Source organism: Stenotrophomonas sp. RIT309 (genome assembly GCF_000632045.1).
Lineage (GTDB): Bacteria > Pseudomonadota > Gammaproteobacteria > Xanthomonadales > Xanthomonadaceae > Stenotrophomonas > Stenotrophomonas indicatrix.
The window spans coordinates 1-26,358 of the sequence record NZ_JFYS01000006.1 but is presented as its reverse complement, the minus strand read 5'-3'; the positions used below and the strand labels follow the sequence as shown (position 1 = coordinate 26,358).

The following is a 26,358-nucleotide window of genomic DNA, read 5'->3' as shown; positions in this document are numbered from 1 at the left end:
CGGGCCCGGCGTTTTTCATGTATAGCGAACATCGCACCCGATCCAAGGAGTCCTTCAGATGACGAAGCCCACCCGCGCCAGGATGCGCAGCCTTCTGTTGCTGGGCAGCCTGCTGGCCGCCCTGCCTGTGCTGCCGGCACTGGCCGCCGATGCCCCGGCACTCGATACCGGCCCTGGCCCGCAGCTGCGCGCCGGCAGCCTGATGTTGATTCCCGCACCGGCCAACGTGCAGCGCGGCAACGGCGCGGGCATCACCGTGGGCGCCGCTACCGTGCTGCATGCCGATGGCGAAGCCGCACAGCGCGTGGCCGCACAGTTCGCCGACCTGCTGGCGCGCAGTGGTGGGCCGCGACTGGCCGTGGCCAACGGCAAGGCCGCCGCCAAGGGCAACAGCATCCGCTTCCAGATCGTGCCGACCTTCCGCGACAGCGGCGAGGGCTACACGCTGGAAAGCACCGCGCGGGGCGTGCTGGTGCAGGCCGGCAACGAGACCGGCCTGTTCTACGGCGCCACCACCCTGGCCCAGCTCGCCACCGGCGGCAGCAACGGCGTGCTGCCGGCCGTGCAGATCCAGGATGCGCCGCGCTTCAGCTGGCGTGGCTTCATGCTCGACTCGGCGCGGCACTTCCAGAGCCTGGACGAGATCAAGCGCGTGCTCGATGCGATGGCAGCGCACAAGCTCAACACCTTTCATTGGCACCTGACCGACGACCAGGGCTGGCGCATGGAGATCAAGCGCTACCCGAAGCTCACCGAAGTCGGCAGCTGCCGCCTTCCGGCCGGTGATGGCGGCATCGATCCGGTCAGTGGCAAGGAACATCCGTACTGCGGCTTCTACACGCAGGACCAGATCCACGAAGTGATCGCCTACGCCGCCAAGCTGCATATCCAGGTCATTCCGGAAATCGATGTACCCGGCCACGCCACCGCTGCCATCGCCGCCTATCCGGAACTGGGTACGATCGACACGCCGTTGAAACCGTTGAGCGAATGGGGCGTGTTCCCGAACCTGTTCAACGTCGAGGACGGCACCGTTACCTTCCTGGAGAACGTGCTGGAAGAAGTGATCCAGCTGTTCCCGGCCAGGTATGTGCATGTGGGTGGCGACGAGGCGGTGAAGGACCAGTGGGAAGCATCAAAACAGGTGCAGCAGCGCATGCGCGCGCTCGGCATCAAGGATGAGATGGCCATGCAGAGCCACATCATCAAGCGCCTGGAAACCTTCCTGGAACAACACGACCGTCGCCTGATCGGCTGGGACGAAATCCTTGAGGGCGGCCTGCCGCCGCAGGCCACGGTGATGTCATGGCGCGGCACCGAAGGCGGCCTTGCTGCGGCCAGCGCCGGCCACGATGTGGTGATGTCGCCGGTCAGCCACCTGTACCTGGATTACCTGCAGACGGCCTCGCCGAACGAACCGCCGGGCCGGCCGACGCAGGTGAACCTGGCCAAGCTCTACAACTACGAACCGGTGCCGGCCGAACTGGCCGCCGACAAGCGCGGGCACATCCTCGGCCTGCAGGCGAACATGTTCACCGAGCACACGCGCACCTACGCGCGTCTGCAGCACAACCTGTTCCCGCGCCTGGCCGCCGTGGCCGAGACCGGCTGGAGCACGCCGGAGCATCGCGATTTCCGCGACTTCCTGGCCCGCCTGCCCTCGCAGCTGCAGCGCTATCGGGCCTGGGGCCTGGCCTACGCGCAGACGCCGTTCGAAGTAGGCGTGGCCTACACCGATGACCGCGCGGCGAACACGGTGACCGTGTCGCTGGCCAATCCTCTGGGCTATGAAGTGCGCTACAGCAGCGGCGGCAAGCCGGTGACGGCACAGTCGCCGCTGTACCAGCAGCCACTGACGTCCACGCTGCCGGCGACGGTGCAGGCTGCCGCCTTCTACCAGGGCCAGCCGCTGGCTGCGAAGCCGACGGTGGCGTCGTACACCGCGCAGTCGCTGCTGTCGCGGCACAGCGAAGCACTGCGCAGCTGCGTCGGCGAGAAGGGCTTGGTACTGCGCCTGGAAGATGATGGTCCGCGCGAAGGTGCGCGTGCGGTGTTCACCGTCGACATCTTCCAGCCGTGCTGGCGTTGGCCGCAGGCACAGCTGGATGGCATCGGCAGCGTGGAAGTGCGTGCAGGCCGCATTCCGTACTACTTCCAGCTGGCCCACGACGAGCCGAAGCGTCGCTTCGAAAAGGCCCGGAGCGCGCACGGCGAAATGCTGATCCGTCGCGGTGACTGCACCGGCAAGGTCCTGGCGCAGGTGCCGCTGCCGGCGCAGACCGATGCCGACGGCTTCGTGACCCTGCGTGCGGCTTTGCCGAAGGGCACCTCGGGCACGGGCGATCTGTGCATCAACTTCACCGGCGACACGCGCCCGGCGATGTGGGTGCTGGATGAGGTGACGCTGGGGAAATAGCGGCGGACACGCATCGCGTGGCTCTACCGTAGAGCCAGGCCATGCTTGGCTGCCTTTGGTAGACGCCAACCTTGGTTGGCGCCGCCGAGATCCATCCACGCATGGCGTGGATCTACTGTAGAGCCAGGCCATGCCTGGCTGCCTTTGGTAGACGCCAACCTTGGTTGGCGCCGGCGAGATTCATCCACGCATGGCGTGGATCTAACGTAGAGCCAGGCCATGCCTGGCTGCCTTCGGTAGACGCCAACCTTGGTTGGCGCCGGTGAGATTCATCCACGCATGGCGTGGATCTACTGTAGAGCCAGGCCATGCCTGGCTGCCTTTGGTAGTCGCCAACCTTGGTTGGCGCCGCCGAGATCCGTCCACACATGGCGTGGCTCTACCGTAGAGCCAGGCCATGCCTGGCTGCCTTTGGTAGACGCCAACCTTGGTTGGCGCCGGGAAGATTCATCCACGCATGGCGTGGATCTACCGTAGAGCCAGGCCATGCCTGGCTGCCTTTGGTAGACGCCAACCTTGGTTGGCGCCGGCGAGATCCGTCCACGCATGGCGTGGGTCTACGGTAGAGCCAGGCCATGCCTGGCTGCCTTTGTTAGACGCCAACCTTGGTTGGCGCCGGCGAGATTCATCCACGCATGGCGTGGATCTACCGCGGAGCCAGGCCATGCCTGGCTGCCTTACCCCCGCCAGCGCAGCAGCATGTCGCGCAGCGGGGTCAATGCGGTGGCCATCCCCGCCAACACGCCAACGGTGTTGGCCACCGCATCCATCGGATCGGCCATGCGGTTGCTGGTCAACGCGCCCTGCGCGAACTCGATGCCGACGCCCATCAGCACCAGGCCAGCACCTACCCACAGCAGCGGGCGGCCTCGTCGGAACAACTGCACCGCGCTGCCAGCCAGGATGAAATAAGCCAGGAAATGCTCGCCCTTGTCGCTGTTTTCCGGCAACGGGATCGGCGGCGGCGGAATCAGGCAGACCACGATCACCGTCAGCACCGCCAACACCCACAACGCGGTCCACAGTCGCGGCCGCCGCAGCGGCTTGATCACCGGCAACGCCGCACTCACAGGCGCCAGCTCAGGTCGCCCAGTTCGAAAGCCGGTTCGAAATCGACGTCGCGCTGCAGGCCAATGGCCTGGAAACGCTCGCCCATCTCCGTTGGCAGGGTCAGCTTCTTCACCTGGTCGCGCAACTGGATGCGGCCCACCTCATCGGTGCGCTCCTCGGCCAGGGTCAGTACCTGGTCCAGGCCGTTGCCGAGCAGGAAACTGGCCTGGCTGCAGTACCCGGCCAATTCAAATCCGCCATGCAGGCCGGCCTCGGCCATGGCAGTGAAATCGACCGATGCGGTGATGTCCTGCAGGCCCGGCCAACGGTGGATCTCGTTGTGCACGTGGTGACGGTAGAACGCGCGCACGGTGCCGTCATCGCGTTCTTCCTGGTAGAACTCGCCCCGGTTGTAGCCGTAGTCCACGAACAACATCGCGCCGCGCCGCAGGCCACCGGCCACCGCCTGCAGCCAGTACGGCAGCTGCGGCAGCACTTCGGAACGGTAGCCGTCGGCAAAGGGCTTTTCCAGGTAGCGCTCGAGATGGCGCACCGCGCCGTTGAGCAGGAGGTCGGCCGGCTGTGCGCCCCGGATGAAGTTGCCCTGCCCGTCCAGTTCGACGGTTTCCTCGTATACCTCGCCGTCCTTGATGAGGAAGCGCGGTGTCGGCAGCGCATCGATCACCTCGTTGGCGAACACCACGCCGTCCCAGTCGTCCTCGAACGGACGATCAAGCCATTCCACCCGGCCGGCCAGTTCGGGCGGCAGGTTCTGCTGCAGGCGCTCCTGCTGGCGCTGGCGCAGGTCCGCACTGGGTTCGAGGATCGCGTAACGGGCCGGCAGCGCCTCCAGCTCGGCCAGGCGCAGCAGCACCGCCTCGGCGAAGGCACCGGTGCCGCCGCCCAGTTCCAGCATCCGCGCGTGCGCATCGAGCTGGCCGAACACCGGCGCCAGTGCATTGGCCACGCTGCCGGCGAACAGGCTGCCGAGTTCCGGTGCGGTGGTGAAATCGCCGCTGCCGCCGAATTTGCTGGCACCGGCGCTGTAGTAGCCCCAGCCCGGCGTGTACAGGCACAGCTCCATGAAGCGGGAGAATGGCATCGCCCCCCCCTGTGCGAGGATCTCGGCACGCAGGGCGGCGGCCAGTTGATCGCTGTGGGCCAGGGCATCGGCTTCGGGCAGGGGGAAGGTAGGCTGCATGGCGTCTTCGAATGCGGTGACAATGGTGCACAGGATAGCCGAGCCTTGGAGGACCCTCGATGAGTGACACCGCCCCCGTGGCCCTGATCACCGGCAGCGCACGCCGGATCGGCGCGGCCATCGCCCGCCAGTTCCACGCCTGTGGCTGGTCGGTGGTGCTGCACGCCCATACCTCCAGCGCCGAACTGCAGCAGGCCGCCTTCAACCTGGACAACGAGCGCCCCGGTAGCGTGCTGGCGTTGCAGGCCGACCTGCGCGACGCCGATGCCCTGGCCGATCTGGTCGAGCAGGCGGTCACCCACTTCGGCCGCCTGGATGCGCTGGTCAACAACGCCTCCAACTTCTTCCCCACCCCGCTCGGCCAGGTCACCGCCGAGGCGATGGACGAGCTGTACGCGGTCAACGCGCGCGCGCCGCTGCTGCTGGCCCAGGCTGCGGCTCCTTACCTGCGCCGCCAGCATGGCTGCATCGTCAACCTGACCGACCTGCACGGCACTGACCCGATGCGCGACCACATTGCCTACACGATGGCCAAGGCCGCGCTGGAAATGGCCACCCGCTCGCTGGCGCTGGAACTGGCGCCGAAGGTGCGGGTGAACGCGGTGGCACCCGGTGCGATCCTGTGGCCGGAACAGGGCAAGGACGATTTCGCCCGCGAGGCGCTGCTGGCGCGCACGCCGCTGGCGCGGATCGGCACGGTCGAGGAAATCGCCGAAGCAGTTTACTGGCTGGCGGCCGAGGCCAGCTTCGTCACCGGCCACACGTTGCGCGTGGATGGTGGGCGTACGGTCAGCTGAAATGTTGCCGGCCAGCGGCCGGCACTACCGGTAGCGCCGGGCCATGCCTGGCGAGCGCAGCGGCAACAACAACCCGTCATTCGAGGTCCACGACCTCGAACGCTTCGCCAAACTGCTTGTGCGCCCGCCACAGCGTGGCCAGGTCCAGGCCGCTGACCGGATCGACGAAGCCCGGGGCGATGTCAGCCAGCGGCTTCAGCACGAAGGCATGCTTCAGTTCCGGGCGCGGAATGCGCAGATGGCCGGGGCCCTCCACCACCAGGTCGCCATAGAACACCACATCGACGTCCAGGGTCCGGTCGGAGAAGCGCGGGCCGCTGCGGTCACGACCATGCGCATCTTCCAGCGCATGCAGCCAGTCATCCAGTTCCTGCAGCGGCAGGTCGGTCTCGAGGGCAACGCCGTTGTTGAGGAAGGCCGGACCGTCGAAACCGACGGCAGCGGTGCGGTAGGCGGCAGACACCTGCAGCGCGCCAAAGCGCTCGCGCAGGGCCGCCACCGCAGCGTGGAGGTAGCGGCGGGGATGGACGTTGCTGCCCAGGCTCAGGAGCACGGTGGTCATGCGGTTCCGGTGACGGCAATCAGGTGGAGCGCGGGCATGCCATCGTCACAACGGCCTGCCTACAATCCGGGACGCATATGATAGGGCACCGACATGACCTATTGCGTTGGAATCGAGGTGGACGAGGGCCTGGTCTTCGCCGCCGACACCCGCACCAATGCCGCGCTGGACGATGTCCGCGTGCACCGCAAACTGCACGTGTTCGAATATCCCGGCCAGGCCGCCTATGTGGTGATGGCCGCTGGCAACCTGGCCACGACCCAGTTGCTGGTGTCGCGGCTGAAGCGCGATGCCGAGGAGCGGCGCACGCCGAACCTGCGCGACATGGCCCATCTGTTCGAGGCTGCGGCCTACGTCGGCTCCCTGCTGGTGGACAGTCAGGTACAGAGCCAGCACACCGAGCATGGCCACGACGGGGTGAACACCCAGGCGACGCTGATCTTCGGTGGACAGATTGCCGGTGAACAGCCCGGCCTGTACATGGTCTATCCGCTGGGCAACGCCATTGCCGCCTCGCCGGAGACGCCCTATCTGCAGATCGGTGAGTCCAAGTACGGCAAGCCGATCCTGGACCGCATCCTGACCCCGTCCACGCGCCTGGAAGATGCCGCACGCACGGCGATCGTCTCGCTGGATTCGACCATCCGTTCCAACCTGTCGGTGGGCCTGCCGGTCGACTTGGCGCTGCTGCGCGCCGGCGAACTGCGGATCAGCCAGCAGCTGCGGCTGGGCGCCGATTCGCCGCTGTATGCCGACATCCACCAGAACTGGTCGCGACGGCTGGAACAGGCGGTGGAAAGCCTGCCGCGGTTCCCGTGGGAACCCCAGGACCGGTAGTGCCGGCCGCTGGCCGGCAACTGCGTGTGGTCGGATCATTGCGGTGCCGGCCAGCGGCCGGCACTACCCCTGATTTCAGCCCAGCGCGTCGGCCACCGCGCGGAAGACCTGCTGCATCTGCAGCGGCTTGCGCAGCAGGTGCACCTCGATGCCAGCGGGGAACACATCTTCGGGCATCTCCCCGGCAGCGTCTTCCAGCACCAGCGCCGGGCCGCGGTAGCCGAGCGTGGCCATTTCGCCCAGCAGCTGGCTGGCCGACAACAGCTTGGAGCCGGCATCGGCAATCACCAGCGCCGGCATCGCCTCCTGCTGCATCCAGCGCAGCGCAGCCGGGCCATCGGAGGCCAACTGCAGCTGATAACCCTGGCTGGACAGTGCATTGCCCAACAGCGACAGGCGGGTGGCTTCACCATCGACCACCAGGATCGACTGGCCACTGCCCAGTGCCACCAGCTGTTCGATCGGTTCGCCGCCCTCGGCGCTGGCATGCATCGGCAAGCGCAGCTCGAAGCAGGTGCCCCGCCCCAGCTGGCTGTCGACGTGGATACTGCCACCGGCACCTTCAACGATGCGCTTGCAGGAAATCAGGCCCAGCCCGGTGCCATCGGCCTTGGTTGTGAAGAACGGGTTGAACAGGTGCGACAACGTGTCCGCATCCATGCCGGTGCCTTCATCGACCACCGCGATGCGCAGCCAGTCCTCGCCATCGCGCTGGCCACCATGGCTGGCGGTCAGGCTCAGGTTGCCACCCTGGGGCATCGCCTGGATCGCGTTGAGCGCCAGGTTCAACAACACCTGCTGCAACTCGGTGTAGTTGGCATCGACCACCAGCCCCTCATCCTCGACCACCAAGTCCAGACGGACGCCATCGGGCACGTTGCTGCGCAACAGCAGCGCCACGGCCTGGAACAGGTCATCGATGTGGATGCGTTCGCTGGCCTTGCGCGAGCCGCGCACGAACGACAGCATCGATTCGGCCATCTCATGGCCACGGCGACCGCATTCGGCGATCACGTCGGCCAGGTGGTGCAGCTGCGGATCTTCGGTACGCGCCTTCAGCAGGTCCGGCATGATCAGCAGCGGCTGCAGGATGTTGCGCAGATCGTGGCTGAGCCCGGCGGCCAGCAACGACAGGCTTTCCAGCCGTTGCGCGCGCATCAGCTCGGTTTCCACCCGCGAGCGCTCGATGGCGCTGCGCGCCTCACGCACCGCGCGCGCCACGGCCGACGGCAGGCGCGCCGGCTGGTGCTTGATGATGTAGTCGTTGGCTCCCTTCTGCAGGGCCGCCACCGCATTCTCCTCGCCCATGGTGCCGGAGACGAAGATGAAAGGTACCTCCGGCAACGCATCGCGCACGATGCGCAGCGCGTCGTCGCCGGAGAAACCGGGCATGCTCAGGTCGGACAGGACAATGTCCGGCTGGAAGCGCGCCAACGCATGGCGCAGGTCGTCCGCGCTCTCGACACGCTCGAAGGTGGCCTCAAGGCCTGCATCGAGCATCTGTTCGGACATCAGCTCGGCATCCTCCGGGGAATCTTCCACCAGCAGGATGCGCAATGCGCCGAGCGCGGGACCGGTCAGGGGCATGGGCCTACTCGATCTCCGGAGCCTGGTTGATCAGTGCCCAGAACTTGCCCAGGGTCTGCACTGCGCCGAAGAACTGGTCCACGTCCACCGGCTTGACCACGTACGCGTTCACGCCCATGTCCCAGCTGCGGGCCAGGTCGCTTTCCTCGCGCGAGGAGGACAGGATCACCACCGGCAACCGCTTCAGCTCATCGTGTTCGCGGATCTGCCGCAGCACTTCCAGGCCATCCATGCGCGGCATCTTGATGTCCAGCAGCAGCACCGCCGGCAGGCCCTCTTCGCGGCTGGCGAAGGCGCCGCGGCGCAGCAGGTAATCCATCACTTCCACGCCGTCTTCGACGTGCACGATGGGATTGGCCAGGCGCGCTTCCTGCAGCGCATCGATCGCCATTTCGGCGTCGGCCGGGCTGTCTTCGGCCAGGAGGATGGTGCGCAGCGTCGTCATGCGATGGGGCCCTGTTTGTCCGTGTCGAGCACGGGGGGAAGATAGAAGTGGAAGGTGGCGCCGGCATCCGGTGCGGCTTCGGCCCAGATGCGGCCGCCATGGCGGGTCAGCACCCTGCGAACGCTGGCCAGGCCGATACCGGTGCCGGGATAGTCGCTGGCCTTGTGCAGGCGCTGGAATACACCGAACAGCTTGCCGGCGTAGGCCATGTCAAAGCCTGCACCATTGTCGCTGACCGTGAACTGATGACCGCCATCGGGCTGCTGCTGGTAGTCCACGCGGACCTTGGCCGGCTCGCGGTTGGCTGAATACTTCACCGCGTTGCCCAGCAGGTTCAGCCAGACCTGGCGCAGCATGTTTTCGTCGCCCACCACGATCGGCAGCGGCGCGATGCTCCACTCCACCTGATGGGCGTGGCCACTGCTCTCGGCTTCGCTCTGCACGTTCGCGTCGAGCATCGCGCGCGTATCGGCCACCAGCGACTGCATGTCCACGGTCTGCTGGCGCATCGCCACACGGCCCAGGCGCGAATAGACCAGCAGGTCGTCGATCAACGTGGCCATGCGCCGCGCTGAACCGGAGATCACCCCCAGGTAGTGCTGGCTCTTCTCGTCGGCAGCCTCGCCCAGATGGCGCGACAGCTTGTCCGAGAAACCGGCGACATGGCGCAGCGGCGCGCGCAGGTCGTGCGACACCGAGTAGCTGAACGCTTCCAGTTCGCGGTTGACCTCCGAGACCTGGGCAACCTTGCCCTCCAGCTGCCGGTTCAGTTCTTCAACACGTGTCTGCACCGCACGCTGCACGGTCACATCGCTGACGGTCAGCAGCACCACTTCATCGTCGGTGTCAGGCAGCGGCATGCGCCGGGCGTTGAGCAGCATGTAACGGGACATGCCGTCGACGGTGCGTTGTTCGTGTTCGAAATCCCACAGTTCGCGGCCGCGCAGCAACACATCGGCCAGACGCTGGCGCACCACCGGGTCACGCCACGCGCCCTCGCCTACGTCTTCCAGCAGCAGGCCGTCGGCGCGCTCATCCTGCAGCCCGTACAATTCGGAGAACGCGGGATTGTGCAGCTGCACGCGCAGCTCGCGATCCAGCAGCACGATCGGTTCGCGCACGGTCTGCAGCACCGACGCCGCGCGTGCCGCCGCGCGCTGCGACTGCCGCTCTGCCTGCAGGCGGCGGCCGATCTGCCGTTGCAGCAGCCACAGCACCAGGCCGAGCAGTGCCAGCTGCACCAGCAGCGAGCTCCACGACACGAAGTTGGTCTGCCGCTTCTGTCGCTCCGCCTGCGCGGTGCGCTGGGCCAGCAGCGCTTCCTCACTGGCCTGCAGCTCTTCCACCAGGCCGCGGATCGGGTAGCGCGTGCTCAGGTCCTGCACCAGCTCGCGCTGGTCGCTGTTCGGCTCGGACTTCGCCAGTTCACGCGCAACCCCCAGCCGGCCTTCCAGCATCGACTGGATGCGGCCGATGCGGATCAGCTGGTCGGGATTGTCGCGGGTCATCCGGCCCAGTTCGGCCAGACGCTCGGGGATGTCGTTGGCCTTGCCCATGCGCTCGCGCAGGCCCGGCGCGTCCACGCCCTTGGACAGCGTCAACGCAGCAGATTCGATGTCGCGCACGTCGGTCTGCAGCTGCTGCAGGGCCACGGTCACCTGCTGGGTATGGGTCACCCAGCCCATGGCCAGTTCGTTGTCCTGCTGCAGTTTGCGCAGGGTCAACCACGGGACCACGATGATGGCTGCCGCTGCCAGTGCCAAAGCAGGCAGTCGCCAGCGATCCCAGATGTCATCACTGAAAACCAGCGCCATAGTTCCTCGTCAGCTCAGCCGGGGAGTGCGATCCGGGCAGGACCGGCCACGGCGGAACCGGCAATATAGCGCAGCCGGTCACATCTCTGGGGCAATGGGTCATTCGGCGAGGCGCCCACCAGCACGTATCGAGCAGGCGCCACAGCACAAAACAGGGGCGCCCCCGTGGGAGCGCCCCTGCCGATAACCTGCGGCGTCGATCAACGCTTGGCGGCACTGACCTTCAGTGCGGCGGCATCAACGCGGGTCACGCCCTTGATGCCCTTGGCCGTGGCGATGGCCTTGTCATGCTCCGCCTTGGTGGCAACGGTGCCACTCAGGCTGACCACGCCATTGACCGTCTCCACCTTTACTTCGGTACCCGGCACATTGCTGCTGGCGAGCAGATCGGCCTTGACCTTGGTGGTGATCCAGCTGTCGGTGACCGGCTCGTTGGAATCATGGCGGTCTGCATGGGTCATCGCCGAATGATCGGTTTTCGGCGGGCTCTTCGCTGCGGCGTCCTGGGCGAATGCGGCCGAGGAGGACAGCGCCAGGCCCAGGGTGAGGGCGGAAGCCAACAGCGTACGGGTCGTGGTGCTCATCGTTTGGTTCTCCTACTGGTTGGTGCGCCCAGTGTCGCCAAGTGCTTGTAGTGCAGGCGTGGCGCTGCGGTCACGCTCACGTGAATGGGCGCACCCGCAGCGGGAATGGTTCAGCTTCCGGGCGCGTAGTCATCTCGTTTACCCTGAGGTTCCTGTCCTGCACTTCACGATCTGCGCGGAGTCTTCCCATGCGCCCTGAGCTGCAACTGGCCCTGATCGGCTACGGCCTTGCCGGCCGCGTCTTCCACGCCCCGCTGATCCAGCACACGCCGGGGCTGGCCCTGCACAGCGTGGTCAGTTCGCAGCGCGATACGCTGCTGCGCACCTTCAGCGACGTCCACGTACGCGCTACCGCACAGGAGGTCTTCGATGACCCGGCAGTAGATGCGGTGGTCATCGCCACGCCGAACGAACAGCACGCGCCATTGGCCATCGCCGCGCTGGCCGCCGGCAAGCATGTGCTGGTGGACAAACCGTTCGCCGTGAGCGTGCGCGAAGCCGAACAGGTGCTGGCCGCAGCGCGCGATGCTGGACGCATCGCTACCGTGTTCCAGAACCGGCGGTTCGATGCGGACTTCCTGACCCTGCGGGCGCTGCTTGCCGACGGCACGCTCGGTGACATCGCCGAATGCCACGCACATTTCGACCGCTACCGTCCGCAGGTGCGCGAACGCTGGCGCGAGCAGGACGGACCGGGCAGCGGCCTGTGGTACGACCTGGGGCCGCACCTGCTGGACCAGATGCTGGTGCTGTTCGGCTGTCCGCAGGCGATCGATGCGGACCTTGCGGTGCAGCGCGAAGGCGGCGCTGGTATCGACTATTTCCATGCGGTGCTTCACTACCCACGCCATCGTGCGATCGTGCATGCCGGTTCACTGGTCGCTGCGCCTGCCCCCCGTTTTTCCGTGCATGGCACGCGGGCCAGTTGGATCAAGCATGGCCTGGACGTGCAGGAGGGGCAGCTGCGTCGCGGCATCGCGCCAGGTGCGCCGGGATGGGGTATCGATCCGCGCCACGGCGAGCTGCTGCACTGCGATGCGGAGGACAACGTCCTGCGCAGCACCGTGGACAACCTGCCGGGCGACTACCGGCGCCTGTATGCCGACTTCGCGGCGGCGATGCAGGGTGAGGGCGAGCCGACGGTCAGCGCGCAGCAGGCGCTGCAGGTGATGCGGCTGCTGCAGGCGGGGATGGATAGCGCGCGCGAAGGGCGGCGGGTGCAGGTGGGGTGATCGGCAGGGCTGCGCCCTGCACCTGCCGAATCAACGTCAACGTCAACGTCAACGTCAACGTCAAAAGCGGGCATTCCGTGGGATGGCGGGGTGGGTCCGGTTGCGGGGGACGCCGTAAACCCATCCCTGGGGGCTTGGCCGCGGCATCCATGCCGCGGACACCCCCGCAACCGGACCCACCCCGCCTTCGACAGTTGTCCGCTGCTCTTGGGGGTGTCGACCTTGGTCGACACGGCATGGCCTGCTCTTGGTGGGGGTCGACCTTGGTCGACACGGCATGGCCTGCTCTTGGGGGGTGTCGACCTTGGTCGACACGGCATGGCCTGCTCTTGGGGGGTGTCGACCTTGGTCGACACGGCATGGCCTGCTCTTGGTGGGTGTCGACCTTGGTCGACACGGCATGGCCTGCTCTTGGTGGGTGTCGACCTTGGTCGACACAGTAGATCCACGCCATGCGTGGATCTACATAAAACCGGTGCTTACGACTTCTTGATGGCGTGGCCGCCGAATTCGTTGCGCATCGCTGACAGCAGGCGGTCGGTGAACGAATTGGATTCGCGCGAACGCAGGCGTTCGAGCAGCGACAGGGTGATCACCGGGGCCGGTACGTCCAGCGCGATCGCTTCGGCGACGGTCCAGCGGCCTTCACCGGAATCTTCCACATACGGTGCGATGCCATCCAGCGAGGGATTGCGCTTGAGCGCTTCGGTGCTGAGGTCCAGCAGCCACGAACGCACCACGCTGCCGTGGCGCCAGACCTCGGCCACCTGGGCCAGGTCCAGTTCCATCTCCTGCTTGCGCTCCATCAACGCGAAGCCTTCGGCGTAGGCCTGCATCATTCCGTACTCGATGCCGTTGTGGACCATCTTGGTGAAGTGGCCTGCGCCGGAAGGGCCGACGCGCGCCCAGCCGCGGTCCTCGGCCGGTGCCAGCGTGCGCAGCAGCGGTGCGATCTGTTCGACCACCGCTGCATCGCCACCCACCATCAGGCTGTAGCCTTCCTGCAGGCCCCACACGCCGCCGCTGGTGCCACAGTCCACGTAGCCCAGGTCATCTTCGGCCAGCGCCTTGGCGCGACGGATCGAGTCCTGGTAGTTGGAGTTGCCACCGTCGATGACGATGTCACCTTCGGCCAGGTGCGGGGTCAACTGGCCCAGCGTCTGGTCCACGGTATCGCCGGCGGGCACCATCAGCCACACCACGCGCGGCACCGGCAGCGCGGCCACTGCTGCGGCCAGCGAATCAACCACCTCCAGGCCGGCCTCGGCGGCGCGCTGGCGGGCGCCCTCGCCCGGGTCGTAGCCGACAACGCGGTGGCCACCGCGGTGCAGGCGCTGGGCCATGTTGGCGCCCATCCGGCCGAGGCCGATCATTGCAATATCCATTGTTTCACCTTCAGTTGGGGTCTAGGGTCAGGCTGCCTGGCCTGCCGGTGGCTGCGCAATGGCGCAACTGCGCCTCGCGCCAACGCCGGTAGAGCGTGGTATGCAGATTGTGCAACGCTAGGTCGATGGAAAACGGCGTGCGCGGATTCCGGTCGAGCAGGCGAATGATGTGGTAGCCGACAGGACGTATACCGCGTGGGTGCGCGTAGATCACGAACTGCTGGTAGAACGGATCGTCCAGCAACTGGTCCATCTGCTGCACGACGTCACGATAGCGCGGGGCCAGCTGCGCACGCAGCGCTGGATCGCGTTCGTACAACAGCCGCTCGAAATAGCGTTGGCCGACACGCGGAATGCCCTGCGCCAGCTGCCACAGGGCACGGTTGCGCTGGTCATACCAGGCCAGGCCACCGTGCTCCGCCAGTGCCTGCGCAGCGCCTGCGCCCACCTCCACCACGACGAAGTTCTCCGCCTGGTTGCTCAGATCGTCCAAGGTGCTTTTGTCGAAGACGTGTTCGATGAAGCCCGGCAGCCCGACAAAGGCCTGCCGCCCCATCGCCGACGTGCGCACGGCCTTGCCGTCGGCCATGAACTGGCCGGCCTGCGCGCCCAGCAGGATGCTGTCGGTGTCGTGCAGGCCAAGGAACGTGCCGATGGACAGTTCGGCGGGCGCGAATTCCGCATCGAAGGCCGCATCGCCGTACAGCTCGCGCTGCGTAGCCAGCTGCGCGACTTGGCGGCCGACACCGCACTCGGCACGAACGTGGCCCGTATAGAACGCATCCAGTGCGCGGCTGTTGCTGGCGGCAGGTACATAGCCGCGGCCGAAGCTGCGCACCCGCTGCCAACCCTGTGCCGGGGCGCCGCGTGCGCCAAAGCCTATCCAGCCCAGCTGCACACCGGTGAAGCGGAAGGATTCATTGTCCTGCAGTGCCTGCGTAGCGCGTTGCACGGCGCCGCCCAGTTCAAAGGCGTAGGCGCAGACCGTGGCCGGGTCATCCAGCAACTGCTGCAACAGGGCCTTCCTGTCGGCCTCGGCCAGCGTTCCCGGCCAACGCACGCGCAGATCACCGGCCGCCTGCGCCTCGGCCAGCGAGGCACGCGTACACACCGGCCCACCCTGTACCTGTGGCGTGGTGATCGTTGCGGTTTCAAAGCGCCATCCCAGCCGCTGCAGCAGGCCTTGGCTGCACTCGGCTGTAGCGGCCAGCGTGCTCAGGGGCCAGCCCAGCAGCAGGGCCCACGCCATCACCCTGCCGCGCACGCTCAGCCCTGGTCCGTTGCTGCCGGCGCTGGTTGGGGCTCAGGCCCGGCAGGAGGCTGCGGCGACGCGGCCGGTTGCGGTTGCGGTTGCGGCTCTGGCTTCGCTGCCGCTGGCAGGTACTGCTGCAGGCGCTGGAAGAAGCGCCGATAGAACTCGGCATCGGTGATCGTGCTGCTGGCCACTTTCACCAGTGAGTCGTCATTGCTGCCGAACGGCAGCGACACCGAGCCCAGCGCGCCCACGCCAACACTGGCCGAGGTCGGGCTCTTCTTCAGTGCATAGCGGTCCTGCACGGCGCTGACGAACACCAACGCCTGGCTGCCACGCGGCGCGCACGAGATACGCAGCACCAGCTGCTCATGGTCGTCCTCGCGCGGCTGGAAGTTCTTGTTGCCTTCCACCTGCGCATCGTCCGAGCGTGCGATCGCATAGCCCTGGCTGAGCAGCGTGCGCCGGGCTGCTTCGCAGGCTTCGGCGGGACGGCCATCGACGGTGCGCGAAAAGGTGTCGCCGGAGTCGAAGGACTCCCGCAGCAGACTGCTGTCGGCGGCACGACCGCCACAGGCGGTCAATGCCAAGGCACTGGTGGCAGCCAGCAGGGAAGCAGAAAGAAGGGAGGCCCGCATGGGTACTCCTGCGAAGACGTTATCCCCGAGGGTAGCCCCGTGCCCGTGTGCGCCGGGTCGAAAACACCGGTCCCGTCCGCCACCGTTGTACCCGGTTCATGCAAAAAGGGGACGGAAGGATCAAGTCGTTTGTGCCACTAACGACCTGATCCCTCCGTCCCCCTTTTTCAGTCAATCAGTCGGCCCAGCGGCCTGCGGCGGTGGACTGCGGCAGCACCTGCGCCGACAGCGGACGGTCGGCCTCCAGCAGGTTCACCGCGTCGGCCAGGATCGAGGCCGATTCACGCAGCAACGGATCCGGACGCTTCTCGGCGGCCTTCTCGCGGGCGGCATCCTTGACGATGTCGCGCTCGTTGCCGGTCAGGCCGTCATCGCTGCTGTCATCGGCCAACGGGTCCAGGGCCAGGCCCAGTTCCTTGCGCACGATCTGGCGCTGCTTGCGCTGGGTGTCCTGGCGCTCGCGCTCGGCACGTCGGGTCGCTTCATTCAGCGAGACGTACTTCTTCGCCGCTTCAGTACGGAACTGCTCCACGTCCTCGTTCCACCACTGGAATTCCTTGTCGGTGGCGATGCGCGCGTCATGGCGCGTTTCCAGCTTCGGCAGCAACGGCGCGAAGTTGCCGTACTGGGTGTGCGGCACCGCGGCGATACGGGTCCACGGCAGGGCATTGTCGTAGGTGCTCTCGCCGAACTCGGTGGCATCGACGCTGGCCGGGAACGCCAGGTCCGGCACCACACCCTTGTGCTGGGTGCTGCTGCCGCTGATGCGGAAGAACTGGGCGATGGTCAGCTTCACCTGGCCAAAGCGCTGGGCTTCGCCACTCGGCCAACGGTCCAGGTCGACGATGTTCTGCACCGTGCCCTTGCCGAAGCTGGTTTCACCGATGACCAGGCCGCGGCCGTAGTCCTGGATGGCACCAGCAAAGATCTCCGACGCCGAGGCCGAACCACGGTTGATCAGCACGGCCAGCGGACCGTCCCATGCCACGCCCTGGTTGCGGTCGCTGTTGACGGTGACCCGGCCACCGGATTCGCGCACCTGCACCACCGGACCCTGCTCGATGAACAGACCGGTCAGCTCGATGGCCTCATCCAGCGAACCGCCACCGTTGTTGCGCAGGTCCAGCACCACGCCGTCCAGCTTGTCGGTCTTGAAACCGGCCAGCAGCTTGGCCACATCGCGGGTGGCCGACGCGTAATCGGTGGCGTTGCGACGACGGCCTTCGAAGTCCTGGTAGAAGGTCGGCAGCTTGATCACGCCAACCTTCCGTGCCGGCTCGCCATTGACGGCCGGAATGGTCATGGTCTCGCCCTTGGCGGCCTGTTCGGCCAGGCGCACCTTCTGCCGGGTCAGCACCAGGGTGTGGTGCTTGCCGTCGACGCCCGCTTCGGCCGGAATGAACTCCAGCTTCACCTGGGTGTCCTTGGCGCCACGGATCTTGGCAACGACATCATCGATGCGCCAGCCGATCACATCTTCCACCAGCCCGGACTTGCCCTGGCCGACGCCGACGATGCGGTCACCCGGCTTCAGCGTGCCGTCCACGGCCGCCGGACCACCGGCGATGATCTCGCGGATCACCACCACGTCGTCCTGGCGCTGCAGCTGCGCGCCGATGCCTTCCAGCGACAGCGACATCGCCTGGTTGAAGTTCTCGGCGGTACGCGGGGTGAAGTAATCGGTGTGCGGATCAACCGCGCTGGTGTAGGCGTTCATGAAGAACTGGAAGGTGTCTTCGCCCTTCAGCTCGTTGACCGACTTTTCCAGGGTGGCGTAACGCTTGTCCAGCGTCTTGCGGATGTCATCGGACTTCTTGCCGGCCAGCTTCAGGCGCAGCCAGTCATTCTTCACCGACTTGCGCCACAGCTCGTCGAGTTCGGCGTTGGACGCTGCCCACGGCACGTCCTTGCGGTCGTACTCGAAGCGCTCGTCGGTGGTGAAATCCGGTTCCTGCTTCAGCAGCTTGCGCGCATAGGCCACGCGCTCGCCGACGCGCTGCTTATAGACCGCGAACACCTGGAAGGCCGGCTCCAGCTCGCCGCCGCGGATGGCATTGGCAATGCCGGCCTGGAACGGTGCGAAGCGGGTGATGTCGGCCTGGGTGAAGTACTGCTTGCCGCCGTCCAGGGTCTCCAGGTAGCGCTTGAACACATCCTTGGAGGTGGCTTCATCGAGCGCACGCGGGCGATAGGCGTAGCGGCTGTCGGACAACAGGCCGTATACCAGCTTGGAGGTGGTCACCTGATCGGCGGTAGCCGCCGCCGGCAACGCCGGCGAGTCGGCCTTGGCCGCCAGCGCCAACGGCGCGACCAGCGCCAGGGCCATCAGGAATGCGGGGGCTTTGAATTTCATTGACGTGCTCGAAGGCGCCTTGCCAAGGGGGAGACTGCAGGGTGTTCAGACACCACGACAGTGCCGAAAGTTGCCGGGTTTGTCACCCGTCCACTTCCAGTGGAAAACCAGCCTAGCGGGGCCGGTGTAGCAAATTGTGAATCGCTGAAGAGCGGCCCACCTTGCGGTGACGTCTATCAGGTTACGGAGGCCGTCGGGTTGCAAGCCCCCTGAGTCAGGGGGCGGCCGCGAAGCGGCGGGGGTGTGGGTGGTGGTAAGCCGGGGCCCACGGTGTGCGCAGCACACCGTGGGAAGCGGTAGCGCGCATCGCGCAACCGCTTACTGGACGCCGGCGCCCTTGGCCTGTACGTCGGCATGGTACGACGAGCGCACCATCGGGCCGGAGGCCACGTGGCTGAAGCCCAGCTCGTAACCGTAGACTTCCAGCGCCTTGTAGTCGTCCGGGGTCCAGTACTTCAGCACCGGGTGGTGGTGCGCGGTCGGCTGCAGGTACTGGCCGATGGTGATCATGTCCACATTGTGCGCACGCAGGTCGCGCATGGTGGCCTTGATCTGTTCGAAGTCTTCGCCCAGGCCCAGCATGATGCCCGACTTGGTCGGCACTTCAGGGTGCTGCGCCTTGAAGTTCTTCAGCAGGTTCAACGACCACTGGTAATCGGCACCCGGGCGCACGTTGCGGTACAGGTCCGGCACGGTTTCGATGTTGTGGTTGAACACGTCCGGCGGGTTCTGCGCGAGGATCTCCAGCGCGCGCTCCATGCGGCCCTTGCCGCGGAAATCCGGGGTCAGCACTTCGATGCGGGTGCCCGGCGATTTCTCGCGGATGGCGGTGATGCAGTCGACGAAGTGCTGGGCACCGCCGTCGCGCAGGTCATCGCGGTCGACGCTGGTCACCACCACGTACTTCAGGCCCATGTCGGCCACGGTCTGGCCCAGGCTGGCCGGCTCGTTGGCATCGGGCGGCTTCGGCCGGCCGTGTGCCACGTCGCAGAACGAGCAGCGGCGGGTGCAGACCTCGCCCAGGATCATGAAAGTGGCGGTGCCGTGGCCGAAGCATTCGTGGATGTTCGGGCAGCTGGCTTCCTCGCACACGGTCACCAGGCGGTTCTCGCGCAGCTTGGCTTTCAGGTTCTGCACGGCATTGCCCGAAGGAATGCGCACGCGGATCCAGGAGGGCTTGCGCAGCACCGGCACGTCGGCGAACTGCACCGGCGAACGGTTGATCTTGTCCCCACCCATCTGCTTGACCCCGGCCTGCAACGGCGCGGTGGACGGAAGCTCGGCCTGCACGATCTGCAGGGGAATGGTGCGGGCAGTGGTTTCAGTCATGGCGTTTCCGGGGGCGGTCAGGCGGCCGCAGAGAGATCAGGCAGTTCAGGCACGGGCTGCAGCAGCAGGCCGAACTGGCGGGCCAGGTGGTCCAGCAGCACCGGCTTGACGGCGTCCATCCCGGACGGACCACCCAAGTCTAGCACCGTGGTCACCTGCAACCCCTCGTAACCACAGGGGTTGATGCGGTGGAAAGGGTCGAGGTCCATGGCCACGTTGAAGGCCAGGCCGTGGAAGGTGCAGCCGCGCCGCACGCGGATGCCGAGCGCGGCGATCTTGGCGCCGCCGACGTAGACGCCCGGGGCGCCATCGAGCCGTTCGGCACCGATGTTCCATTCCGCCAGGGTGTCGATGATGGCCTGCTCGATGCGGCATACGTAGTCGCGCACGCCGATGCCCAGCCGCGGCAGCCGCAGCAGCGGATAGATCACGATCTGGCCGGGGCCGTGGTAGGTCACCTGGCCACCGCGATCGACGTGGACCACCGGGATCTCACCCGGCGCCAGCACGTGTTCGACCTTACCGGCCTGGCCCAGGGTGAACACCGGATCGTGCTCGACCACCCACAGCTCGTCCAGCGTGTCATCGTCGCGCTGGTCGGTGAAACGCTGCATGGCGTGCCAGACCGGCTCGTAGGCCTGGCGCCCCAGGTCACGGACCACCGCCGGGCGCGGCGGGCGCGCCTCGGGGGCAGCCGCTTCGGCAGCGCAGCTGACGGCTACACCGTCCACTTCACTTCCGGGTGGTCGCGCAGGGCCTGGTGGGCCACGTCGTACTGTTCACGGTTCTCGGCCCGGAAGACCAGGCGCACCGAGACGTACTTGCCGTTGGACGAATGCTTCCAGCTGATGCGCTCGTTCACCACGTCGACGCCAGCAGCCAGCAGCAGGCGGGGGAGTTCATGCTCCAGGCCGCGGTTGGCCGGGCCCATCGCGCTGAGCTCGAACTGACCGGGGAACTGGAAGCCGTGTTCGGGGTTGTCGGACTTGATTTCCATGCGCCCATTATCGGGCCGCAGGGCAACAAACCCAAGAGTATTCATGTAAGCCGGCGGCACTGCAGGCGGGCCGCTGCGTTGCAGCTGAACATCCATTCAGGCTGGGACCCACCTCCCAGGGCCCCTGCCCCATCGCTGCGGCTTCACCTGCGGTAACCGATTGTATCGATCAGACAATGTTGTTTTCGGAACAGACAAGTGATCCCAGCGCGCTCGTTCCATCACAGCGCCGGGAGTACCGTGTCGTTGCATAAAACGACAGACAAAAGCCCCCTTCCCGATGATCATCCCATCCATGCGCTACCTCGCATCCTTTGGATTGTCCGGCCTGCTGGCCACCGCCCTCCCCCTTTCCGCCTACGCAGCCGAGCAATGCGGCCCGGACGCGATGCGCGAGCATCCGCCGCAGGTCAATTTCCGCGTCGACAACGACCTGTTCGGCGGCCGCCACCAGGACCAGGGCTATACCAACGGCGCCCAGCTGACCCTGGTCTCGCCCAACCTGGTCGATTACACCGACGACCCGTGCCTGCCGCGCCTGGCGCGCTGGGTGAACAGCCACCTGGAGGCACTGCACCCGGGCAGGTTCGAACAGCAGAACATGATCTTCAGCCTGGCCCAGGGCATCTTCACCCCCACCGATTTCACCCGGAAGGACCTGATCGAAGACGACCGCCCGTATGCGGGCGTGCTGGTGGCCAGCTTCGGCTACAACGCACGCAGCGGCGACCACCTGCAGACCACCCAGCTGACCCTGGGCGTGGTGGGCCCGTGGGCGCAGGGCCGGCAGGTGCAGAACGCGGTGCACGACGTGCTGGGTGATGAGAAATTCCAGGGCTGGGACAACCAGCTGCACAACGAACCGGTGCTCATGCTGACCCACGAGCGCATGCGCCGCTGGCCGGGCGATGCCAGCATCAATGCCGACGGCTGGGGCTGGGATGCGATCAGCCATTACGGCGGCTCGATCGGCAACCTGGAAACCAAGGCCAACGTCGGCGGCGAAGTGCGTTTCGGCTGGAAGCTGCCCGACGATTTCGGCAGCACCCCGCTGCGCCCGGCCGGCGAGAACACCGCGCCGACCCGGGGTGGCAAGCCCAGTGGCTGGTCGTGGCACATGTTCGCCACCACCGATGCGGCGTGGGTGATCCGCGATATCACCCTGGACGGCAACACGTTCCGCAACAGCCACAGCGTGGACAAGCGCCACGTGGTCGCCTACGGCGGTTACGGCGTGGCAGTGATGCGCGGCCGCTGGAAATTCGCGGTAGCCCGTTACCACAGCACCCGCGAGTTCAATGGCCAGCGCGAAGCCCCGGTGTTCGGCAGCTTCACCATCAGCCGCTCGCTGTAAGCGAGGGGCTGATGGTGAAGCGGGTAGGTGCCGACCGTTGGTCGGCACACCGGATTGAATCGCTCGCTGTAATCCGGGACTGCGTCCGCCGGGCATGGCCCGGCGCTACCCGATCATCGGTAGCGCCGGGCCATGCCCGGCGGGATCCCACGAAAAAGGCCGGCATTCGCCGGCCTTTTTCATTCACCGCAGCAGGCTGCGGATCATTCCGATTCCCACCACATCCAGAAGCTGTCCCACAGGCGCTTGAAGAAGCCGGCCTGCTCGACGGCGGCCACAGCCACCAGCGGCGCTTCGGCCACCAGCTTGCCATCCAGGGTGACCTTGACGGTGCCGATCTGCTGGCCAGCGGTGAACGGCGCTTCCAGGGTCTTGGGCACGTCGATGCTCGGCTTCAGGTCGTTGTAGCGACCGCGCGGCACGCTGACCAGCATCGGCTGCGCCACGCCCAGCTGCACCTTGTCGGTGGTGCCCTTCCATACCTTGTGCTCGGCCACGGCCTTGCCCGGCTCGTACAGGCGGTGGGTCTCGAAGAAGCGGAAGCCCCAGTTCAACAGGGCCAGGCTGTCATCGGCGCGCTGCTTTTCCGACGCGCCGCCCAGCACCACGGCGACCAAGCGCTGGTCACCGCGCTGGGCCGAGCTCATCAGGCAGTAGCCGGCCTCGGAGGTGTGGCCGGTCTTGATGCCGTCCACGCTGCCATCGCGCCACAACAGCAGATTGCGGTTGGGCTGCTTGATGGTGCCGACCTGGAATTCCTTGATCTTGTTGTACGCGTAGGTTTCCGGGTAGTCGCGCACCATCGCGCGGCCCAGCAGGGCCAAGTCGTAGGCGCTGCTGTGATGGCCCGGGGCGGTCAGGCCGTGGGCGTTCACGAAGTGCGAGTTCTTCATGCCGATCTTGGCGGCGTAGCTGTTCATCAGCGAAGCGAAGGCTTCTTCGCTGCCGGCCACGTGCTCGGCCAGGGCGATCGCGGCGTCATTGCCGGACTGGATCGCCATGCCCTTTTCCATGTCTTCCAGGCGCGCGGTCTGGTTGACCGGGAAGCCGCTGTAGCTGCCGTCGGTGCCGGCACCACCTTCGCGCCAGGCGCGTTCGCTCATCATCACCTGGTCATCGGGACGTACCTTGCCGTTCTTGACCTCGGCGGCGATCACGTACGACGTCATCACCTTGGTGATGCTGGCCGGGGCCAGCTGTTCGTTGATGTTCTCGCCTGCCAGCACCTGGCCGGTGGCGTAGTCCATCAGCACCCAGGCCTTGGAAACGCTGGGTGCAGGCGCCGGCGGCGTGGCCACGGTGGCGGGGGCAGCAGCGGCGGCAGGCGCCGGGGTGGCCGGGGTCGGCAGCGGCGTCTGGGCGGAGGCCAGGCCCACCACCAGGGTGGCGGCCAGGGCAGTGGCGGCGGAACGGAAATTCATGGGACAGCAGGCTCCAGGGGACGGCCGGAAAATGAAGGATGGGGCGAGGTGGCCATTGTAAGGCCGAGGTGGCAAGGGCCGGCAGCACCGGCCCGAGCGGAATCAGTCCTTGACGATCTGTGGCGAGCCAAAGCCCAGACCCGAGATGCGCCCGGCAAGTTCCGCCGCGCTGGCATGGTCGCTGGCGGGAACCCGCAGGCGCCACAGGGTACGGCCGCCCGCAGCGATGTCGCTGATGGTGGCACCGACGATGCCGGCAGCGTTGAGCTGGCCCATCGCCCGGTTGGCGTTGTCGCGGTTGGAGAAGCTGGCGACCTGCAGCATCACCGCGCCCACCACCTTCTGCGACAGGCTGGGGCTGCTGGCCGGGGCCGGGCTGCGCGGCATGGCGGTGGCCACGACCGGCGCTGCCGGACGCGACGCGGGTGCGCTGGGCGGCAGGCTGCTGACCGCCACTTCCGGCATCGTGCTGACAGCGGCCTGGGTGGTAGCCGGCTGGCCGCGCTCGGGCGCGGCGTCGGCCGGCAGGCGCTTGACCAGTCGATCGATGTCGCTGTCGGCAACCGCACGTGCGGCGGGTGCGGGGCGTGCGCTGGCAACGGCAGCGGCAGCCGCTTCAGCAGCACGGCGTTCGCGGCGCGACGGCTTCTGCGCCATCAGGTTGGTTTCACCCGGCTGCACTGCGCGCACTTCCACGTTGCCGGTACCGCGCTGGGTGATGCCCAGGCGCACAGCGGCGGCGTAACTGAGATCGACCACGCGGCCATCGTGGAACGGGCCACGATCATTGACGCGCACGATCACCGATTCGCCGTTGTCCAGGTTGGTCACGCGGGCGAAGCTGGGCAGCGGCAGGGTCTTGTGCGCAGCGGTGAACTGGTACATGTCGTAGACCTCGCGGTTGGAGGTCAGGCGGCCATGGAACTTGGCGCCGTAGTACGAAGCGGTGCCGCGTTCAACGTAGTTGCGGGTGTCGTCGAGCACCTTGTACTGCTTGCCCAGCACCACGTAGGGCGACTTGTTGCCGATCGCCGAGCGGTCCTCATTGGTCACCACCGGCTCGGGAATACAGGCCACGTTGGGCACGTAACTGGGCGTGGTGTCTTTCACGCCAGGCTTGTACAGGCCACCGGCAGTGTAGTTGCCACGGGTGGACAGGTCCTCGGTGGCGGCCGCGTACGGCGAGCCCTCCGGACAATGCGCTGGACGCCCGCCCTTGCCCTGCACCACCGTGCCGGACGGCTTGCCACCGTGGCCGGCGGTCGCCGGCTTTTTCGGCGCGCTGCTGCAGGCGGCCAGCGCGAGGACGATCAATCCAGGGACCAGCCATCTGATGTTCATGCCGGGGGCAGCTCCTGTCCGGCAATGGCCTGCGACAACTGGAACACGGCCATCGCGTACATCTTCGAGAGGTTGTAGCGGGTGATTGCGTAGTAGTTCTGGAAGCCCAGCCAGTACTGCTTGCCGGTGCTGCCTTCAAGGGTGATCGGGGTGGCGGTGGCACCCGGCTGCACCGGCGCGCTGGGCTGGTAGCCGCGCTGGGCCAGGTCGGCCAGCGACCAGGTGGGCATCCACTCGGTCGGGTTGAACTCCTCGCGGCCGGCGGCGAGCGTGGCCGGCACGGCAACCTGGCCGCCGCGCACCCAACCGCCCTTCTTCACGAAGTAGTTGGCGATGGACGAGAACACGTCGTCGTAGCTGGTGAACAGGTCACGGCGACCATCGCCATTGCCGTCCACGGCGTAATCCAGGTAGCTGGAGGGCATGAACTGGCCCATGCCCATCGCACCGGCATAGCTGCCCTTGAGCGTGGTGATGTCCAGCTTTTCCTCGCGACCCAGCTCGAACAGCTTGGCCAGTTCATCGCGGAAGAACAGCTCGCGGCGCACTTCGCGCTCCAGCTTGGCCGGGTCGCCACTGCGCGGGTAATAGAAGGCCAGGGTGTACAGCGCATCGAGCACGCGATGGCTGCCGGCATTCTTGCCGTAGCTGGTTTCCACGCCAATGATCGCCACGATCACTTCCGCCGGTACGCCGGTGCGCTGCTGCACACGGTCCAGTTCGGCGCGATGCCGGGCAAGAAACGCCTTGCCGCCATCGATGCGTGCCTTGCTGATGAACATCGGCCGGTATTCGTTCCACGGCTTGACCCGTTCGGCCGGCCGCGACATGGCGGCGATGATCGGCTGGCGCACCTGCGCCTGGTCGAGCACGTTGCGGATCTCGTCGGGCTTGAGTCCGTAGCGCTTGGCGGTGTCGGCAATGAATCTGGCGCGCGCGGTCTCGAAGGGCACCGGGGTGAGATCGACCGGTGCTGCCGTGGCCGCGGTCGCTTCCGGCGCGGCCTCGGCCGGGCCGTGGGGCTTGGCAGCCGGGTGGCGCGGCGTACTGCTGGCCTGTGGCGAAGTCGGTGGGGACGTCGGCTGGGTCGCGCAGGCGACCAGGCCGAGGGTGAGCATGCAGGCCAGAGAACGTCGAATCATCACCGCAGGTTAGCAGGTCATGGATGAATTAAAACCCCTAACACCATGAATCACAACGATTTGCACGCGTTCAGTGCGAAATGTGAAGACGTTGTGATTGACCTGCCCCATTCAGGCAGAGGTTGCCGGTTGCGTCCCCATCCCCGCAGACGCAACCGGCCGCCGGACCCGGTCGGTACCTGCGCGGCTGCCGCTCCCCAGTGGCAGTGCTCCGCGCTCCCTGTACCCGTTGGATCAGTACTGCTTTCCCATCCGACGCCCCTCGCGCTGCATCAAAGACTGCGCGCCATGCCGAACGGGCCGCCATTGTGCAGGCCGATTGCGACAAGTCCATTGATCAGGATCAACGCGGCGTCAAAATGTGAATTGGCGCCCACTTTTAATGGAACTTCGTCAGCGGCGATGCTGCTGTGCGGCGTTGTGGGAACGATTACAGAAATGCGCTTGCGCAGATTCATGCGCGCATCGGCGGCGAAGGTCGGCCAACGGCGCAGCCCCTCGTGGGTGAGCGCTGAAAGCAACAGCCGTGGTTGGCCGGGCGGGTTGGATTCGCGGGGGACGCCGTGAACCCATCCCTGGGGGCTTGGCCGCGGCATCCATGCCGCGGACACCCCCGCGAAC

General features: G+C 66.6%; 23 protein-coding genes. 5 read left to right on the top strand and 18 right to left on the bottom strand.

Features of this window, described 5'->3' with window-relative positions:
* Nucleotides 1-58 precede the first annotated feature (58 nt).
* Nucleotides 59-2,416, top strand: a complete 2,358-nt coding sequence (locus tag BW38_RS15560) for a family 20 glycosylhydrolase (RefSeq protein WP_032975384.1) — start codon at nt 59-61, stop codon at nt 2,414-2,416.
* A gap of 677 nt (nt 2,417-3,093) precedes the next feature.
* Here the strand turns inward: BW38_RS15560 and BW38_RS15565 are convergent.
* Both BW38_RS15565 and BW38_RS15570 read right to left on the bottom strand, forming a co-directional pair.
* Nucleotides 3,094-3,486, bottom strand: coding sequence for a membrane protein (locus tag BW38_RS15565; RefSeq protein ID WP_025878689.1), 393 nt, complete (start codon nt 3,484-3,486; stop codon nt 3,094-3,096).
* Nucleotides 3,483-4,667, bottom strand: a complete 1,185-nt coding sequence (locus BW38_RS15570; RefSeq protein WP_025878690.1) for an SAM-dependent methyltransferase — start codon at nt 4,665-4,667, stop codon at nt 3,483-3,485. Before BW38_RS15570 ends, BW38_RS15565 begins: the two co-directional genes overlap by 4 nt.
* A 59-nt stretch (nt 4,668-4,726) precedes the next feature.
* On the opposite strand from BW38_RS15570, the gene BW38_RS15575 reads away from it, so the two are divergent.
* The gene (locus tag BW38_RS15575) at nt 4,727-5,464 is read left to right on the top strand and encodes a pteridine reductase (RefSeq protein WP_025878691.1); all 738 of its coding nucleotides are present in this window, start codon (nt 4,727-4,729) and stop codon (nt 5,462-5,464) included.
* A 76-nt stretch (nt 5,465-5,540) separates the two neighbouring features.
* Here the strand turns inward: BW38_RS15575 and folK are convergent, their stop codons facing one another.
* Nucleotides 5,541-6,026 (bottom strand): 2-amino-4-hydroxy-6-hydroxymethyldihydropteridine diphosphokinase, encoded by a 486-nt coding sequence (gene folK, locus BW38_RS15580; protein ID WP_032975383.1) that lies wholly within the window; start codon nt 6,024-6,026, stop codon nt 5,541-5,543.
* Nucleotides 6,027-6,119: 93 nt separating this feature from the next.
* Between folK and BW38_RS15585 the strand changes: the two genes are divergently transcribed.
* Nucleotides 6,120-6,863 carry a 20S proteasome subunits A/B gene (locus BW38_RS15585; protein ID WP_025878693.1) on the top strand — a complete coding sequence of 248 codons (744 nt, stop codon included), beginning with the start codon at nt 6,120-6,122 and terminating at the stop codon, nt 6,861-6,863.
* Between the two features lie 75 nt (nt 6,864-6,938).
* On the opposite strand, the gene BW38_RS15590 is transcribed toward BW38_RS15585, so the two are convergent.
* The 4 genes from BW38_RS15590 to BW38_RS15605 all read right to left on the bottom strand — a co-directional run bounded on the left by BW38_RS15590 (nt 6,939) and on the right by BW38_RS15605 (nt 11,293).
* Nucleotides 6,939-8,450, bottom strand: coding sequence for a hybrid sensor histidine kinase/response regulator (locus tag BW38_RS15590; RefSeq protein ID WP_032975381.1), 1,512 nt, complete (start codon nt 8,448-8,450; stop codon nt 6,939-6,941).
* 4 nt (nt 8,451-8,454) lie between these two features.
* Nucleotides 8,455-8,895, bottom strand: a complete 441-nt coding sequence (locus tag BW38_RS15595) for a response regulator (RefSeq protein ID WP_025878695.1) — start codon at nt 8,893-8,895, stop codon at nt 8,455-8,457.
* The gene (locus BW38_RS15600; protein WP_025878696.1) at nt 8,892-10,709 is read right to left on the bottom strand and encodes an ATP-binding protein; all 1,818 of its coding nucleotides are present in this window, start codon (nt 10,707-10,709) and stop codon (nt 8,892-8,894) included. Before BW38_RS15600 ends, BW38_RS15595 begins: the two co-directional genes overlap by 4 nt.
* Before the next feature lie 200 nt (nt 10,710-10,909).
* Nucleotides 10,910-11,293 carry a BON domain-containing protein gene (locus BW38_RS15605; RefSeq protein WP_025878697.1) on the bottom strand — a complete coding sequence of 128 codons (384 nt, stop codon included), beginning with the start codon at nt 11,291-11,293 and terminating at the stop codon, nt 10,910-10,912.
* 188 nt (nt 11,294-11,481) lie between these two features.
* On the opposite strand from BW38_RS15605, the gene BW38_RS15610 reads away from it, so the two are divergent.
* Nucleotides 11,482-12,525 carry an oxidoreductase gene (locus tag BW38_RS15610; RefSeq protein ID WP_032975380.1) on the top strand — a complete coding sequence of 348 codons (1,044 nt, stop codon included), beginning with the start codon at nt 11,482-11,484 and terminating at the stop codon, nt 12,523-12,525.
* A 479-nt stretch (nt 12,526-13,004) separates the two neighbouring features.
* On the opposite strand, the gene gnd is transcribed toward BW38_RS15610, so the two are convergent.
* The 7 genes from gnd to BW38_RS15645 form a co-directional block, all read right to left on the bottom strand.
* Nucleotides 13,005-13,910: a phosphogluconate dehydrogenase (NAD(+)-dependent, decarboxylating) gene (gene gnd / locus BW38_RS15615; protein ID WP_032975379.1), complete on the bottom strand. Its 906-nt coding sequence runs from the start codon at nt 13,908-13,910 to the stop codon at nt 13,005-13,007.
* A gap of 10 nt (nt 13,911-13,920) precedes the next feature.
* On the bottom strand, nt 13,921-15,159 hold the full coding sequence (locus BW38_RS15620) for a hypothetical protein (RefSeq protein ID WP_032975378.1): 1,239 nt from the start codon (nt 15,157-15,159) through the stop codon (nt 13,921-13,923).
* 17 nt (nt 15,160-15,176) lie between these two features.
* Nucleotides 15,177-15,800, bottom strand: coding sequence for a DUF2242 domain-containing protein (locus tag BW38_RS15625; protein ID WP_032975376.1), 624 nt, complete (start codon nt 15,798-15,800; stop codon nt 15,177-15,179).
* 175 nt (nt 15,801-15,975) lie between these two features.
* The gene (locus tag BW38_RS15630; protein ID WP_025878702.1) at nt 15,976-18,153 is read right to left on the bottom strand and encodes a carboxy terminal-processing peptidase; all 2,178 of its coding nucleotides are present in this window, start codon (nt 18,151-18,153) and stop codon (nt 15,976-15,978) included.
* Nucleotides 18,154-18,471: 318 nt separating this feature from the next.
* Nucleotides 18,472-19,482 (bottom strand): lipoyl synthase, encoded by a 1,011-nt coding sequence (lipA, locus tag BW38_RS15635; RefSeq protein ID WP_032975375.1) that lies wholly within the window; start codon nt 19,480-19,482, stop codon nt 18,472-18,474.
* A 17-nt stretch (nt 19,483-19,499) separates the two neighbouring features.
* Nucleotides 19,500-20,144 carry a lipoyl(octanoyl) transferase LipB gene (gene lipB / locus BW38_RS15640; RefSeq protein WP_223483263.1) on the bottom strand — a complete coding sequence of 215 codons (645 nt, stop codon included), beginning with the start codon at nt 20,142-20,144 and terminating at the stop codon, nt 19,500-19,502.
* A gap of 56 nt (nt 20,145-20,200) precedes the next feature.
* The gene (locus tag BW38_RS15645) at nt 20,201-20,479 is read right to left on the bottom strand and encodes a YbeD family protein (protein ID WP_032975372.1); all 279 of its coding nucleotides are present in this window, start codon (nt 20,477-20,479) and stop codon (nt 20,201-20,203) included.
* Between the two features lie 280 nt (nt 20,480-20,759).
* On the opposite strand from BW38_RS15645, the gene BW38_RS15650 reads away from it, so the two are divergent.
* Nucleotides 20,760-21,833 carry a lipid A deacylase LpxR family protein gene (locus tag BW38_RS15650; protein WP_032975371.1) on the top strand — a complete coding sequence of 358 codons (1,074 nt, stop codon included), beginning with the start codon at nt 20,760-20,762 and terminating at the stop codon, nt 21,831-21,833.
* A gap of 203 nt (nt 21,834-22,036) precedes the next feature.
* Here the strand turns inward: BW38_RS15650 and BW38_RS15655 are convergent, their stop codons facing one another.
* The 4 genes from BW38_RS15655 to BW38_RS22075 all read right to left on the bottom strand — a co-directional run.
* Nucleotides 22,037-23,254, bottom strand: coding sequence for a D-alanyl-D-alanine carboxypeptidase family protein (locus BW38_RS15655; RefSeq protein ID WP_032975369.1), 1,218 nt, complete (start codon nt 23,252-23,254; stop codon nt 22,037-22,039).
* A 102-nt stretch (nt 23,255-23,356) separates the two neighbouring features.
* The gene (locus BW38_RS15660) at nt 23,357-24,595 is read right to left on the bottom strand and encodes a septal ring lytic transglycosylase RlpA family protein (RefSeq protein WP_032975368.1); all 1,239 of its coding nucleotides are present in this window, start codon (nt 24,593-24,595) and stop codon (nt 23,357-23,359) included.
* Nucleotides 24,592-25,737 (bottom strand): lytic murein transglycosylase B, encoded by a 1,146-nt coding sequence (gene mltB / locus BW38_RS15665; protein WP_032975367.1) that lies wholly within the window; start codon nt 25,735-25,737, stop codon nt 24,592-24,594. Before mltB ends, BW38_RS15660 begins: the two co-directional genes overlap by 4 nt.
* Before the next feature lie 272 nt (nt 25,738-26,009).
* Nucleotides 26,010-26,358 (bottom strand): hypothetical protein (locus BW38_RS22075; RefSeq protein WP_235189908.1); only part of this gene is annotated, 349 nt, incomplete at its 5' end.

Excerpts from the sequence above, each read along its gene's own strand:
- BW38_RS15575 (WP_025878691.1), top strand. The coding sequence starts at position 4,727 with ATGAGTGACACCGCCCCCGTGGCCCTGATCACCGGCAGCGCACGCCGG.
- BW38_RS15600 (WP_025878696.1), bottom strand. The coding sequence starts at position 10,709 with ATGGCGCTGGTTTTCAGTGATGACATCTGGGATCGCTGGCGACTGCCT.
- BW38_RS15660 (WP_032975368.1), bottom strand. The coding sequence starts at position 24,595 with ATGAACATCAGATGGCTGGTCCCTGGATTGATCGTCCTCGCGCTGGCC.
- BW38_RS15560 (WP_032975384.1), top strand. The coding sequence starts at position 59 with ATGACGAAGCCCACCCGCGCCAGGATGCGCAGCCTTCTGTTGCTGGGC.
- folK (WP_032975383.1), bottom strand. The coding sequence starts at position 6,026 with ATGACCACCGTGCTCCTGAGCCTGGGCAGCAACGTCCATCCCCGCCGC.
- BW38_RS15655 (WP_032975369.1), bottom strand. The coding sequence starts at position 23,254 with ATGAATTTCCGTTCCGCCGCCACTGCCCTGGCCGCCACCCTGGTGGTG.
- BW38_RS15605 (WP_025878697.1), bottom strand. The coding sequence starts at position 11,293 with ATGAGCACCACGACCCGTACGCTGTTGGCTTCCGCCCTCACCCTGGGC.
- BW38_RS15625 (WP_032975376.1), bottom strand. The coding sequence starts at position 15,800 with ATGCGGGCCTCCCTTCTTTCTGCTTCCCTGCTGGCTGCCACCAGTGCC.
- BW38_RS15630 (WP_025878702.1), bottom strand. The coding sequence starts at position 18,153 with ATGAAATTCAAAGCCCCCGCATTCCTGATGGCCCTGGCGCTGGTCGCG.
- BW38_RS15620 (WP_032975378.1), bottom strand. The coding sequence starts at position 15,159 with ATGGCGTGGGCCCTGCTGCTGGGCTGGCCCCTGAGCACGCTGGCCGCT.
- gnd (WP_032975379.1), bottom strand. The coding sequence starts at position 13,910 with ATGGATATTGCAATGATCGGCCTCGGCCGGATGGGCGCCAACATGGCC.
- BW38_RS15650 (WP_032975371.1), top strand. The coding sequence starts at position 20,760 with ATGATCATCCCATCCATGCGCTACCTCGCATCCTTTGGATTGTCCGGC.
- BW38_RS15610 (WP_032975380.1), top strand. The coding sequence starts at position 11,482 with ATGCGCCCTGAGCTGCAACTGGCCCTGATCGGCTACGGCCTTGCCGGC.
- mltB (WP_032975367.1), bottom strand. The coding sequence starts at position 25,737 with ATGATTCGACGTTCTCTGGCCTGCATGCTCACCCTCGGCCTGGTCGCC.
- lipA (WP_032975375.1), bottom strand. The coding sequence starts at position 19,482 with ATGACTGAAACCACTGCCCGCACCATTCCCCTGCAGATCGTGCAGGCC.
- BW38_RS15570 (WP_025878690.1), bottom strand. The coding sequence starts at position 4,667 with ATGCAGCCTACCTTCCCCCTGCCCGAAGCCGATGCCCTGGCCCACAGC.
- BW38_RS15585 (WP_025878693.1), top strand. The coding sequence starts at position 6,120 with ATGACCTATTGCGTTGGAATCGAGGTGGACGAGGGCCTGGTCTTCGCC.
- BW38_RS15595 (WP_025878695.1), bottom strand. The coding sequence starts at position 8,895 with ATGACGACGCTGCGCACCATCCTCCTGGCCGAAGACAGCCCGGCCGAC.
- BW38_RS15590 (WP_032975381.1), bottom strand. The coding sequence starts at position 8,450 with ATGCCCCTGACCGGTCCCGCGCTCGGCGCATTGCGCATCCTGCTGGTG.
- BW38_RS15645 (WP_032975372.1), bottom strand. The coding sequence starts at position 20,479 with ATGGAAATCAAGTCCGACAACCCCGAACACGGCTTCCAGTTCCCCGGT.